Here is a 12,744-nt window from a genome sequence, read left to right as displayed (position 1 = left end):
AAGGGGAGAGAGTAGCTGCCGCACCATCGCGTTCGAAAAAAACGCTTGGCGACAATGCGTGGTCTGCCCGAGTCCGGCAACCGGCCCCGCCTCATGGGAGCCATGAGAGGCGGGCATGACGCGCGATGATTTGCCAAGCGTGCGGGCAATTCTTCGATTTTATTTAGGTGCGCCGCAACAATCGCAGTCTAGAAACTCCATTCCTTCGCCTTGGAGACGATGAAGTCGCGGAATACGGTCACACGCTTGGTTTCCTTCAGCTCCTCGGGATAAACAAAGTAAGTATCCCATTCCGGCGTCTCGAGCGGCAGGTCGATCTGCACCAGCCCCATATCGGGCGCCACCAGATAGTCGGCCAGCGAGGCAATGCCGACGCCAGCCTGCACGGCGCGGCGGAGCCCATAGGCATTGTTCACGCGCAGCGCCACCGGGCGGGGTTCGCCTTCGGGCCTGCCGGCGTTCTCAAGCCAGTTGATCGGCTCGAGATAGGTGGGCGACTGGCCGAAGGTCACGATCTTGTGACGGTCCAAATCCTCAAGCGATTTGGGAATGCCATGCGTTTTCACATATTCGACCGAGGCGTAGATGTGGTGGTGCACGGTGAAGAGCTTGCGCTGGATGAGGTCAGGCTGGGTCGGCCGCCGCAGCCGGATCGCCACATCGGCCTCGCGCATGGCGAGGTCGAGTTCGCGGTCGTCCAGCATCAGCGTCACGTTGATCTGCGGGTAGAGTTCGGTGAATTCCTTGAGGCGCGGCGTAAGCCACACGGATCCCAGGCCCACCGTGGTGGTGATGCGGAGTTCGCCCGATGGCTTTTCCTTGGAATCCATCAGCCGCGTCTGCGCGGCGGTGAGCTTGGTGAACACTTCATGCGCGGTGCGGTAGAGCACCTCGCCCTGTTCGGTGAGGATCAGGCCGCGCGCATGGCGATGGAAGAGGGGGACGTTCAGCCCATCCTCCAGCGCGCTGATCTGGCGGCTCACGGCGGATTGCGAGAGGCCGAGCTCGTGGCCCGCATGGGTGAAACTTCCGGCATCCGCCACGGCGTGGAAGATGCGCAGCTTGTCCCAGTCCATGATGTTACTGAGCGGCATGGCGCACCTCCTCAGCGGAATGCAGCCATCTCTCGGTTTCAAGCCCCGCCATGCAGCCCATGCCAGCCGCCGTGACGGCCTGGCGATAGACGTCATCCGTCACATCGCCTGCCGCGAACACGCCTTCAATGGCGGTGGCGGTGGAGCGTGGCTCGGTGATGAGATAGCCGCCCTGCTTGAACGGAAGCTGGCCTTCAAACAGTTCGGTCGCCGGCTTGTGGCCGATGGCGACGAAGATGCCGTCGGCGGTGACATCCTGCACGGCGCCGGTCTTCACATTGCGCAGCCGCGCGCCGGTTACGCCCTTGGGCTCATGGGTGCCCAGCACATCGTCAACCGCCGTGTCCCACATGATCTTGATCTTGGGATGATCGAACAGCCGTTGCTGCAGGATGCGTTCGGCGCGAAGCTCGTTGCGGCGGTGAACCAACACGACCTCGCTGGCGAAATTGGTGAGGAACAGCGCTTCCTCCACAGCGGTATTGCCGCCGCCGATCACCAGCACCTTCTTGCCGCGATAGAAGAAGCCATCGCAGGTGGCGCAGGCGGAGACGCCAAAGCCCTTGAATTGATGCTCGGAGGGCAGGTCCAGCCACTTGGCCTGCGCACCGGTGCAGATGATCAGCGCATCGCAGGTGTATTCCTGCCCGGAGTCGCCCTTCAGCCAGATCGGCTTGTTATGCAGCTTCACTTCTGTGATGGTGTCGGACACGATTTCGGTGCCCATGTGTTCGGCCTGCGCCTTCATTTCCTCCATCAGCCACGGCCCCTGGATAGCCTTGGCGAAACCGGGGTAGTTTTCCACATCCGTCGTGATGGTCAGCTGGCCGCCCGGCTGAACGCCTTGAATCAGCACCGGCTTCAGCATGGCGCGGGCAGCGTAGATGGCGGCAGTGTATCCCGCTGGGCCTGACCCGAGGATCAGGACGCGGTTATGACGGGGCGGCATGGAAGACTCCTGAGCGGTATGAGAAAATAACATAGCTCATTTCCGAAGCATCACAAGGCCAGAGCACCTGATTGTGAACAGTCCGCTTGGGGTTTGCGCAATAATATTGCTAGGATCAACTCCATGGATTCGCGCAGCCACTTGGACCAGACTGACTGGAAAATCCTGCGGGAATTGCAGCAGAACGGCAGGCTCACCAATGTGGAACTGGCCTCACGCGTAGGGCTTTCGCCGCCGCCCTGCTTGAGGCGGGTGCAGGCGCTGGAGCGGAGCGGCATCATTTCCGGCTATCGCGCCAGCCTCAATGCGGCGGCGCTGGGGTTCAATGTCAGCGTCATCGCCTTCGTGGGCTTGAAGAGCCAGGCCGAGAATGAACTCCGCGCCTTTGAGACCCGTGTGGTGGGATGGCCCCTGGTGCGCGAGGCTTATGCGGTGTCGGGCGAGGCGGATTTCCTGCTGAAACTGGTGGCGCGCGATCTGCCGGAATTGCAGAATTTCATCATCCGCGACCTGACGGGTGCTCCCAATGTGGACAGCGTCAAGACCACGCTCGTCCTGCGCGTTTCCAAATATGATCCCGGAGTGCCTTTGCCATGAGTGATGCCGCCATCAAGCGGGACGGGGGATGGTTCAGCATCATCTCCGCCACCACCACGGCTGTCGTTGTGCGGATTCGCCTCCACCATCCTTGTCATCATGGAGGCGGCGCGCGCCGTGGGCGCCTCGCCCTCGCAGCAGGCGTCATGGGCGGCGGCGCTGTGCTTCGGCATGGCGATCACGTCGTTCATTCTCTCGGTGCGTTACCGCATGCCGATCATTACGGCCTGGTCCACGCCGGGTGCGGCGCTCATCGCCACCAGCACCAGCGGCGCCAGCTACGCCAACGCGCTCGGCGCGTTCGTGGTGGCGGGGGTGCTGATGGCGATCTGCGAACTCATCAAGCCGTTTGAAAAGGCGATCGAGAAAATCCCCGCCTCGATTGCGGCGGCCATGCTGGCGGGCGTGCTGTTTCACTATTGCCTTGGCGTGCCGGGCGCGGCGCTTGCCATGCCGCAGTTCGTGCTGCCGCTGATCGTGGTGTTTTTCGCGCTCAGGCTGCTGATCCCGCTTTACGCCGTGCCGGTGATTGTTGTCCTCGGCGTGGCGCTGGCGGCCTTCTCCGGCTCCTTCGCCGGGAATTGCTGCAGCCTTGGCCTGACAGCGATGGAATGGACGACGCCCACATTTGACGAGCGCACCATCATCGGCATCGGCGTGCCGCTGTTTCTCGTCACCATGGCCTCGCAAAATCTTCCCGGTTTCGCGGTGCTCAGGGCTTCCGGCTATCAGCCGCCCGTGGCACCCTGCCTGCTGGTGACGGGGATTGGCTCCGTGCTTCTGGCGCCTTTCGGCAGCCACGCGGTGAACATGGCGGCGATCACGGCATCCATCGTGACGGGGCCTGACTGCCATCCCGATCCCAAGAAGCGCTGGCTGGTGGCTTGGCCCTATCTGATCCTCTATGGACTGATCGGCCTTGCCGCTGCGAGCTTCGTGCAAATTCTGGGCGCGCTGCCTTCGCCGCTCATCACCGCGATTGCCGGGCTGGCGCTGTTTTCACCGCTGATGGGCGGACTTTCGGCGATGATGAAGGAACCGCGCGACATCGAGACGGCGCTGGTCACCTTCCTCGTCACGGCATCCGGAATCTCGATTGCCGGGATTGGCGCGGCCTTCTGGGGGCTGATGGCGGGAATCGTATTGTTCGCCGCCCGCCATGTCAGGGATGTGCGGCGGGCTTAGCGTCTTTCTGCGGCCAGTACATGGGGATCATGGCCAGAAACATGAGCAGGATGCCGATTTCTGCTTCGGCGGTGGGCATGTATTCGGCGATCCAGTGAGGGGTATAGGCCGCCCAATTGATGAAGGCGGGGTGGCCGCCGACAAAATAGCCATAGGCCCAAAGGGCTATGCCGATCAATGTAATCACCCAGCCCCAGATCATCCCCCGCGTCATGCCGCCTCCCTGTGGTTGTAGTTTTTACTTTCATGACACGGCATGTTGAACGGGTCAAATTCCTGCTATCTCTTGTCAACTTCTTTGCGATCCGGACATGCATCATGACAACCGCCTATGATTTCTCCTTCACCGCCATCGATGGCGCGCCGCTGCCGCTGTCCAGCTTCAGGGGCAAGGTGCTTCTGGTGGTGAACACCGCTTCGGAATGCGGGTTCACGCCGCAATATGAAGGGCTTGAACAGCTCTGGCAGGCGCGCAAGGGGCAGGGCCTCGTGGTGCTGGGCGTGCCCTGCAATGATTTCGGCGCGCAGGAGCCCGGCACATCCGGCGAAATCGCCCAGTTCTGCAAGGTGAATTACGGTGTCACCTTTCCGCTCACCACGCGCAGCGTGGTGAAAGGCGCGGAGGCTCATCCCTTCTACAAATGGGCGGGCGAACAGGCCGGGCTGATCGGCAGGCCGAAATGGAATTTCCACAAATATCTGATTGGGCGGCAGGGTGAATTCATCACCTGGTTTTCTTCCGTCGCAAAGCCCACAGGCCCCAAGATCGGGAAAGCGCTGGATCAGGCGCTCGCCACATCATGATGGATTATTCCGATGTCGGGCGGCTGGCGCTGGCGCTGCTTCTGGGCGGTGCCATCGGGTTTGAGCGGCGCTGGCACGGCCATGCGGCGGGGCCGCACACCAATGCGCTGGTGGCGTTCGGCGCCGCACTTTTCGTTTTGATGGGGCATGATCTGGGCGGCGACGCCACGGCGAGAATTGCCGCGCAAGTGGCCACGGGCATCGGCTTCCTGGCAGCGGGCGTCATTATGCGGGATGGCTTCCGCGTGCGCGGCCTCAACACCGCCGCCACCATCTGGTGCGTTGCTGCAATGGGTTGCTTCGTGGGCTTGCGCTATATCTGGCTGCCGCTCGCCGCGACCATTCTGATCCTCGCGGCCAATACAGTATTCCACATCATCGAGCACCGGATACCGCAACTTGCCGATGTGGAGGAGGGCGGCGAACACTGATCGCGGAACATTGCGGTCCTCCCGGCGTTTAATCTGCCACACAAGGAGGACAACCCATGGCAACCGCGAAACGTCAGCAGCCTGAATCTCTTTCTTCGTTTGCAGAAGCGGCTCGGGAAGAAAAAGTATCGGAGCGCAAGCCGGGGCTTACCGCCGACAGCGAAACTAAGCCCATTCCCACCGATCCGAAATTGAAGCACGATGCCGCGACGAAGGTCCTTCGCGAAGGCGTGCTGCACAAGGATCAGGGCGCTGATGAAGCAATTGACAAACTGCCGGACCGTATCATGCGGGAATAAGTCTTATTTTCCTGTAATGTCCGTTCTGCCGGGAGGATCCGTGATAGGATTTCCCGGCAGAACTACAGGAAAACAAGATGGCGATTCAGGTTGTGGAGATTGCCGATCTCCGGCCTACGCAAATGAGCGTGGGATATGCGCTTGTGAAGTTCAAGCGCGCCGGTCTTGAAAGTTTGCGCGGCCGGCCATCGGAACTTGTGAATTTCATTCTCGAGCATCCCATCCGTGCCGTGCTGGGCCCAAAGAAGCGCGTCTATGTGATTGACCACCACCATCTCGGACTCGCTCTTGAACGCGAGAAGTTTCTCTCGGCTCCCGTCGATGTGTCGGATGATTTTTCTGCGCATTCTATGGCCGACTTCTGGGGCATCATGGCCAAGCGTGGTTTCATGATGCTGACCGATGCGGAGGGCCAGCGCCATCCCGTGTCATCGTTGCCAAAGAGGCTTGGTGATCTTGCCGATGATCCTTATCGCAGCCTGGCCGGTTTCGTGCGGCTGAAGGGCGGGTTTCTCAAGACGCAGCAGCCCTATATGGAATTTCAGTGGGCTGATTATTTCCGCCCGCTCATTCTGGAAAAAGACATCAGCCGGAATATGGACGCTGCAATAAAGAAAGCGATGGCACTGGTGCATCTTCCCGCCGCCGCCCATCTTCCCGGCTATATCCCGCCACCAGCCGGAACCCGCTGAACCCGTCTGCGTTTGCCCTCCTGAAACTGGAGGACACGCGCATGAGCAAGGAAGCCGATCTGAAGCACAAGCTCTGGAAAGAGCTTAAGAGCGAGATGACCATCATGGTGGGGCTGGTGAGCGAGCATGGCCGTTCGCGCCCGCTCACGGCGCAGATCGAGGAAGAGGGAGGCCCTATCTGGTTCTTCACCGCCAAGGATACCGAGCTTGTGAAGAAAATGGGCCGCTCCGCACCCGCTGCTGCGCATTTTGTGTCGAAAGGGCATGACCTCTTCGCCTGCATCGACGGCACCATGACGCTCGACAATGACAAGGCCGTCATCGACAGGCTGTGGAACAAATTCATCGCCGCCTGGTATCCCGGCGGCAAGACCGATCCCAATCTCGCATTGGTGCGTTTCGATGCCGCTAATGCCGAAATCTGGCTGAATGACTCAAGCCTGCTCGCCGGCATCAAGATGCTGCTCGGGAGTGATCCCAAGGAAGACTACAAGGACAAGGTGGCGGTGGTGAACCTGCGCTGAGGCGCAGGTTACTTCCACTTCACTTTCAGGATTTCGTAGCTCTTGCCGCCGCCCGGCGTGTTGACCTCGACACTGTCGCCGGTCTTTTTGCCAATGATGGCGCGGGCGATGGGGGAGGTGACGGAGATCTTGCCCTTCTTCACATCCGCCTCGAACTCGCCGACGATCTGGTAAGAGGCCTCGTCGTCGGTTTCTTCGTCAACGAGCGTGACCTTGGCGCCGAATTTCACGGTGTCGCCCGAGAGTTTGGAAATGTCGATGACGTCGGCGCGGCTGATCTTGTCCTCAAGCTCTGCCACGCGCGCTTCCGTCCAGCCCTGCTGCTCCTTCGCGGCATGGTATTCGGCATTCTCTGAAAGGTCGCCGTGCGAGCGCGCCTCTTCGATGGCCTTGATGATGCGCGGGCGCTCCACCGATTTCAGATGCTTGATCTCATCCATCATCGCGGTGTGGCCTTCGGCCGTCATTGGCACTTTTTCCATCGGTCTCGTCCAGAATATGTCAGTTCGTCTCAGCCCGCCCGGAACACCCGCGCGGCGCGGTTTGAAGCCATCATCAGAAAAAACGGCACCCGGCCTACGCGTGAACGTAGCAGCCGGGCGAGGGCAGAAGATGGCCTAAATCGGCGTGGATTTCAAGGGGATCGGTTTCCCGTGGGTAAACCCTGCTTTGTCCCGGCATTTTTGGCGCAGAGAGACGGGCTGGCAAAAAATGCCCGGCCTCACGGTTTGACATGAGGCCGGGCGCTGGTCATGCGGCGCCTGTCGGCTCATCCACGGTGTTTGCCGGTGTGAGGAAACGCCCGGCGTTCACGTCTTCAATCGCCTGGCGGATTTCCGCATCGGTGTTCATGACGAAAGGCCCATAGCCCACCACCGGCTCACCCAGGGGCTTGCCTGTGAGAATCAGCAGTTTGGCGTCACCGTCAGCCATCACCGTGAAGCTGTCACCCTCCCGGCTGAGACGCAGAACCTCCGCCTCGGTTGCGGCCTGGCCGTCGATGGTCACGCGGCCGCCGAGCACCACAACCATCGCCGTGTGCCCTTCGGGCACCGTGAAGGTGGCGGCATGGCCCGCCTTCATCTGCGCATCCCACACATTGAGAGGCGAGAAGGTTCGCGCGGCACCCCTGGTCCCGCCGAAGTCACCGGCGATCACCCGCAGGCTGCCGGCCCCATCGGGCAACTCAGCCACCGGGATCGACGCCGAACCGATGGCCTGATAGCCGGGTTTGGACATCTTGTGTTTGGCAGGCAGGTTCACCCACAATTGCACCATGCGGAACGGCCCGCCGGATTTGGTGAACCCGTCGGAATGATATTCCTCATGGAAGATGCCGCTGGCCGCCGTCATCCACTGCACGTCGCCCGGGCCGATGGTGCCACCCTTGCCGGTGGAATCGCTGTGCGAGACCTCGCCGTCATAGACGATCGTCACCGTCTCGAAGCCGCGATGGGGATGGGCGCCCACGCCGCGCCGGTGCATGGAGGGGCCGAACATGAAGGGCCCCGCATAATCGAGGAGGAGGAAGGGGCTCACCGCGTCGCCCTCGCCGTATGAGAACAACGAGCGGACGGGAAAGCCATCGCCCACCCAGTGCTGGCCCTGCGCATGAGACACGTCAACAACTTGCTTTTTCATGATTTTCTCCGATTGCCGAAGGGAATTTTCAACTTCGGGCTGGCATTTGGGTGGGTATGTACCTATCTGCAAGTACGGTCATTGAAGATACCGCTGGAGGCTGCGTCCATGAAAATCGTGAGTTGCCCGACAGAGCGTACGCTGGGCCTCATTGCCGGGCGCTGGAAGGTGATGGTGATTTACTGGCTCCTGCAAGGCGAGCGCCGCTTCAATCAATTGCAGCGCGATCTGGGCGGCATCACCCACCGCTCGCTCACCCGCCAGCTCCGTGAGCTGGAGCAGGACGGGCTGATCGAGCGTCACGACTTCCGCGAAATCCCGCCCCGAGTCGAATACCGCCTCACCCCGCGCGGACGGTCGCTGGAACCGGTTCTGCTGGCGATGGATGAATGGTCACAGCGGAATTTATTGCCTGTGCCGGATTTGCAGGGCGCTTTACTGTCGTCTGAGTGATTGTTAGACAAAACACGGTTCGGCGGCCTGTCATTTCAATTCGGCCTCAGCAGAAGCAATTTATCTTTGGCGTCCCCGATCACAATGAAATGGGGACAGGAGTCGCGCTGATAGGCATAGCCCTCGATCAATGGAATAATGGACGCTTTGGAGTCGAACTGAAGAAAATAGGGGATTACGCGCTTTTCGACGTCGGAAATGATCTTGTCGACAACACCGGGCACGTCGGCGGGGTGCCGCACATACAAGTATGGCGATTGCCAGTCTTCTAGGATTCCGGGAAATTGTTACAGAAAAAACTGCGCAAACCGCTCGCTTATCCTGGTGCCGGGGATATTTGAAAGAAGCTCGCGAAGCGACGTGCTCATCATTGCGATGAAAGGATCGGCCGTCAGAATCCCATCGCGCGTTCTGATCTCGGGGAACAGGTAGAGCTCCGCCTCGGCATTGATGCGAATGGCAAGTGCGCCCGGAAATCCCCGTGCCGGCCCAAAGCCCGCCGCGCGGAGCCGCTCTTTCATCATCTTCCGGAGTTCTTTGGTGGCCGCGGATGTGGCCATGAGGATTGATCTACCGTTGGTGCCGGAGGCCTTCCTAAAAATAATCCTGCAGCGGCCGCACGTTCAGCGTGTCGGCGCGCTGGGCGGCGATGGCTTTGGTGACGGCGAGGATGCCGGGCAGGGTGGTGTAATAGGGCACCTTCTGCATCAGCGCCGTCTGGCGGATGGGCTTCGAGTTGGATTGCGAGGAGCGGGTTTCCGTGGTGTTCAGCACCAGCTGGATTTCGCCGTTCTTGATCGCATCCACCACATGCGGGCGGCCTTCCAGCACCTTGTTGATCTTGGTGGAGGGAACGCCTTTCTCCTCGAAGAAGCGCTGGGTGCCGCCGGTGGCCACGAGGTTGAAGCCCATCTCCACAAGCTGGCGCATGGCGGGGAGGATTTTCGTTTTGTCGGCATCCTTCACCGAAATGAACACCGTGCCGGCTTGCGGCATCCGCATGCCAGCGCCAAGCTGGCTCTTGGCGAAGGCCATGTCATAGCTCTTGTCGAGGCCCATGACTTCGCCCGTCGAGCGCATCTCGGGGCCGAGCAGCACGTCCACGCCGGGGAAACGGTTGAAGGGGAAAACCGCTTCCTTTACAGCCACATGATTCAGTTTCTTCGATTTGAGCTTGAAGCTTTCGAGCTTTTCGCCCGCCATCACCCGGGCGGCGATCTTGGCGACGGGAATGCCCACCACCTTAGCCACGAAGGGCACGGTGCGCGAGGCGCGGGGGTTCACTTCAAGCACGTAGATTTTTTCGTCCTTGATGGCGAACTGCACATTCATCAGCCCCACCACCTTGAGGGCCAGCGCCATTTCTTTCGCCTGCCGCTCCAGCTCGGCGATGACGGGCGCTTTCAACGAATAGGGGGGCAGCGAGCAGGCGGAGTCACCGGAATGGATGCCCGCTTCCTCGATATGCTCCATGACGCCCGCCACGAACACATCCTTGCCGTCGGCGATGCAGTCCACGTCCACCTCGGTGGCGTTGGAGAGATAGCTGTCGATCAGCACCGGCGAGTCGCCCGAAACCACCACGGCTTCGGTGATGTAACGATCCAGCTGCGCGTTATCCCGGACGATCTCCATGGCGCGCCCGCCCAGCACATAAGAGGGGCGGATCACCACCGGGAAGCCGATGCGTTTGGCGATCTTCTTCGCCTCCGCGCCCGAATGGGCGATGCCGTTTTCGGGCTGCCGCAGCTTCAGCTTCTTCAAGAGCTTCGAGAAGCGGTCGCGGTCTTCGGCAAGGTCGATGGCGTCGGGCGTGGTGCCGAGGATCGGCACGCCGGCGGCCTCAAGCGCTGCCGCGAGTTTCAGCGGCGTCTGGCCGCCGAACTGCACGATCACGCCCTTCAGCGTGCCCTTCGATTGTTCGGTGTGGATGATCTCAAGAACGTCTTCCGCCGTCAGCGGCTCGAAATAGAGCCGGTCGGACGTGTCATAGTCGGTCGAGACGGTCTCGGGGTTGCAGTTGACCATGATCGATTTATAGCCCGCGTCATGCAGCGCGAAGCAGGCATGGCAGCAGCAATAGTCGAACTCGATGCCCTGGCCGATGCGGTTCGGCCCGCCGCCGAGGATGATGATTTTCTGCCGGTCGGAGGGTTCGGCCTCATCGCCCTGTTCGTAGGTCGAATACATGTAGGCGGTGGGCGAGGCGAATTCGGCGGCGCAGGTGTCGATGCGCTTGAACACCGGCCGCACCCCCAGCTTGTGGCGGTGGTTCCTCACCTTGTCTTCGGAGGTCTTCACCAGTTCGCCCAGCCGCTTGTCGGAGAAGCCCATTGATTTGAGGCGGCGCAGGTTCACCGCGTCTTTCGGCAGGCCCCTGGCACGGATGGTCTCCTCCGTCCTCACGATCTCCTCGATCTGGCGCAGGAACCACGGCTCATATTTGCAGGACTGGAACACCTGGTCAACCGTGGCCCCCATGCGGAAGGCCTGGGCGATCTTGAGGATGCGGTCGGGCGTAGGGGTACCCAAGGCGGCGCGGATGGCGTTCTTGTCATCGTCTTCGCCAGAGCCTTCAATCTCGATTTCATTGAAGCCGGTTAGCCCCGTCTCGAGGCCCCGCAATGCCTTCTGCATCGATTCCTGGAAGGTGCGGCCAATGGCCATGACTTCGCCCACCGATTTCATGGCTGTCGTGAGGGTAGGAGAAGCGCCGGGGAATTTCTCGAAGGCGAAACGCGGGATCTTGGTGACGACGTAATCGATCGTCGGCTCGAAGGCGGCAGGCGTTGCGCCGCCGGTGATGTCGTTCGCCAGTTCGTCCAGCGTGTAGCCAACCGCGAGGCGTGCCGCCACCTTGGCGATGGGGAAGCCCGTGGCCTTGGAGGCGAGCGCCGAAGAGCGCGAGACGCGCGGATTCATTTCGATCACCACAAGGCGGCCGTCCGCCGGGTTCACGCCGAACTGCACGTTGGAGCCGCCGGTTTCGATGCCGATCTCGCGCAGCACCGCAATCGAGGCGTTGCGCATGATCTGGTATTCCTTGTCGGTCAGCGTCAGCGCCGGGGCGACGGTGATCGAATCGCCGGTATGAACGCCCATCGGATCGACGTTCTCGATCGAGCAGATGATGATGCAGTTGTCGTCCTTGTCGCGGACGACCTCCATCTCATACTCTTTCCAGCCCAGCACCGACTCTTCGATCAGCACTTCGGCGGTGGGCGAGGCGTCGAGGCCCTTTTCCACGATGTCGAAGAATTCCTCGCGATTATAGGCAATGCCGCCGCCGGTGCCGCCCAGCGTGAAGGAGGGGCGGATGATACAGGGAAGCCCCACTTCCAGCATGGCCTCGAAGGCCTCGACCATGGCGCGGTTGCGGTATTTCTTGAAGCGCTCAGGCTCCTGCGCGGCCCATTTCTTCTCGAAGCCCGCCACGTCGCCGTCTTCCGATCTCAGGCGCGCCACTTCGGCGGCATAGAAATCGCGGTCCAGCTCCTTGGCGGCGGAGGCATTGGCCAGCATGGATTTGGGCGTTTCGAGGCCGATCTTCTTCATGGCCTCGCGGAACAGCTCGCGGTCCTCGGCCTTGTCGATGGCTTCGGCCTTGGCGCCGATCAGCTCGACATTGAACTTCTCCAGCACGCCCATGCGGTTGAGGGAGAGGGCGGTGTTCAGCGCCGTCTGCCCGCCCATGGTGGGGAGGATGGCGTCAGGCCGTTCCTTTTCGATGATCTTCGCCACCACTTCGGGGGTGATTGGCTCGATATATGTGGCGTCCGCCAGATCGGGATCGGTCATGATCGTGGCGGGGTTGGAATTGACGAGGATGATCCGATAGCCCTCGGCCTTAAGCGCCTTGCAGGCTTGCGTGCCGGAATAGTCGAATTCGCAGGCCTGACCGATGATGATCGGTCCCGCCCCGATGATGAGGATGGATTTGATGTCTGTCCGTTTTGGCATTTCTGGGGAACCCGAATTTGGGGTTCCCTACACGCTGCCGCCTGCGATTCCAAGGCGAATCGGCTGATCGTCGGGAGATGGCTGGGGATGGACAAGGGCGGCGGATGGCAGCGCC

15 protein-coding genes are annotated in these 12,744 nt (G+C 61.0%); 8 read left to right on the top strand and 7 right to left on the bottom strand.

Translation table 11 applies throughout. The features are described 5' to 3' along the window. Positions 1–188: 188 nt before the first annotated feature. Both QM694_RS07125 and trxB read right to left on the bottom strand, forming a co-directional pair. Positions 189–1,094, bottom strand: a complete 906-nt coding sequence (locus QM694_RS07125; RefSeq protein ID WP_415006252.1) for a LysR family transcriptional regulator — start codon at positions 1,092–1,094, stop codon at positions 189–191. After that, positions 1,081–2,043 (bottom strand): thioredoxin-disulfide reductase, encoded by a 963-nt coding sequence (gene trxB, locus QM694_RS07120; protein ID WP_415006251.1) that lies wholly within the window; start codon positions 2,041–2,043, stop codon positions 1,081–1,083. The genes QM694_RS07125 and trxB overlap by 14 nt, the downstream gene beginning before the upstream one ends. A 123-nt stretch (positions 2,044–2,166) precedes the next feature. Here trxB and QM694_RS07115 point away from each other — a divergent pair, with 123 nt between their 5' ends. Together QM694_RS07115 and QM694_RS07110 are read left to right on the top strand one after the other, a co-directional pair. After that, complete coding sequence (locus QM694_RS07115) at positions 2,167–2,640, top strand: Lrp/AsnC family transcriptional regulator (protein WP_415006250.1); 474 nt, start codon at positions 2,167–2,169, stop codon at positions 2,638–2,640. Between the two features lie 66 nt (positions 2,641–2,706). Further along, positions 2,707–3,825, top strand: a complete 1,119-nt coding sequence (locus QM694_RS07110) for a benzoate/H(+) symporter BenE family transporter (protein WP_415006249.1) — start codon at positions 2,707–2,709, stop codon at positions 3,823–3,825. On the opposite strand, the gene QM694_RS07105 is transcribed toward QM694_RS07110, so the two are convergent. After that, positions 3,803–4,039, bottom strand: a complete 237-nt coding sequence (locus tag QM694_RS07105; RefSeq protein ID WP_415006248.1) for a hypothetical protein — start codon at positions 4,037–4,039, stop codon at positions 3,803–3,805. The two genes, QM694_RS07110 and QM694_RS07105, sit on opposite strands and share 23 nt — an antisense overlap. Before the next feature lie 104 nt (positions 4,040–4,143). Between QM694_RS07105 and QM694_RS07100 the strand changes: the two genes are divergently transcribed. From QM694_RS07100 to QM694_RS07080, 5 genes are all read left to right on the top strand, one after another. Continuing rightward, entirely contained in the window at positions 4,144–4,629 is a 486-nt protein-coding gene (locus tag QM694_RS07100; protein WP_415006247.1) for a glutathione peroxidase, read from the top strand. After that, positions 4,626–5,060 (top strand): MgtC/SapB family protein, encoded by a 435-nt coding sequence (locus QM694_RS07095; protein ID WP_415006246.1) that lies wholly within the window; start codon positions 4,626–4,628, stop codon positions 5,058–5,060. The genes QM694_RS07100 and QM694_RS07095 overlap by 4 nt, the downstream gene beginning before the upstream one ends. A gap of 56 nt (positions 5,061–5,116) precedes the next feature. Continuing rightward, a complete protein-coding gene (locus tag QM694_RS07090) occupies positions 5,117–5,359 on the top strand; it encodes a hypothetical protein (RefSeq protein WP_415006245.1) in 243 nt (80 codons plus the stop codon). A gap of 77 nt (positions 5,360–5,436) precedes the next feature. Then, positions 5,437–6,051, top strand: a complete 615-nt coding sequence (locus tag QM694_RS07085; RefSeq protein WP_415006244.1) for a ParB-like protein — start codon at positions 5,437–5,439, stop codon at positions 6,049–6,051. 41 nt (positions 6,052–6,092) lie between these two features. Then, complete coding sequence (locus QM694_RS07080; protein WP_415006243.1) at positions 6,093–6,575, top strand: pyridoxamine 5'-phosphate oxidase family protein; 483 nt, start codon at positions 6,093–6,095, stop codon at positions 6,573–6,575. An 8-nt stretch (positions 6,576–6,583) separates the two neighbouring features. Here QM694_RS07080 and greA read toward each other — a convergent pair whose 3' ends face one another. Together greA and QM694_RS07070 are read right to left on the bottom strand one after the other, a co-directional pair. Then, positions 6,584–7,057 (bottom strand): transcription elongation factor GreA, encoded by a 474-nt coding sequence (greA, locus tag QM694_RS07075; RefSeq protein WP_415006242.1) that lies wholly within the window; start codon positions 7,055–7,057, stop codon positions 6,584–6,586. Positions 7,058–7,325: 268 nt separating this feature from the next. Then, positions 7,326–8,216, bottom strand: coding sequence for a pirin family protein (locus QM694_RS07070; RefSeq protein WP_415006241.1), 891 nt, complete (start codon positions 8,214–8,216; stop codon positions 7,326–7,328). A gap of 108 nt (positions 8,217–8,324) precedes the next feature. Between QM694_RS07070 and QM694_RS07065 the strand changes: the two genes are divergently transcribed. Then, positions 8,325–8,669, top strand: a complete 345-nt coding sequence (locus QM694_RS07065; RefSeq protein WP_415006240.1) for a winged helix-turn-helix transcriptional regulator — start codon at positions 8,325–8,327, stop codon at positions 8,667–8,669. A gap of 287 nt (positions 8,670–8,956) precedes the next feature. Here QM694_RS07065 and QM694_RS07060 read toward each other — a convergent pair whose 3' ends face one another. Together QM694_RS07060 and carB are read right to left on the bottom strand one after the other, a co-directional pair. Beyond that, the gene (locus QM694_RS07060) at positions 8,957–9,193 is read right to left on the bottom strand and encodes a hypothetical protein (RefSeq protein WP_415006239.1); all 237 of its coding nucleotides are present in this window, start codon (positions 9,191–9,193) and stop codon (positions 8,957–8,959) included. A 70-nt stretch (positions 9,194–9,263) separates the two neighbouring features. Continuing rightward, positions 9,264–12,629, bottom strand: a complete 3,366-nt coding sequence (gene carB / locus QM694_RS07055) for a carbamoyl-phosphate synthase large subunit (RefSeq protein WP_415006238.1) — start codon at positions 12,627–12,629, stop codon at positions 9,264–9,266. Positions 12,630–12,744: the final 115 nt, after the last annotated feature.

It is taken from the genome of Aestuariivirga sp. (assembly GCF_047602625.1).
GTDB lineage: Bacteria > Pseudomonadota > Alphaproteobacteria > Rhizobiales > Aestuariivirgaceae > Aestuariivirga.
Note: the sequence above shows the minus strand (reverse complement) of the source record. Positions and strands in the feature narration are given on the sequence as shown.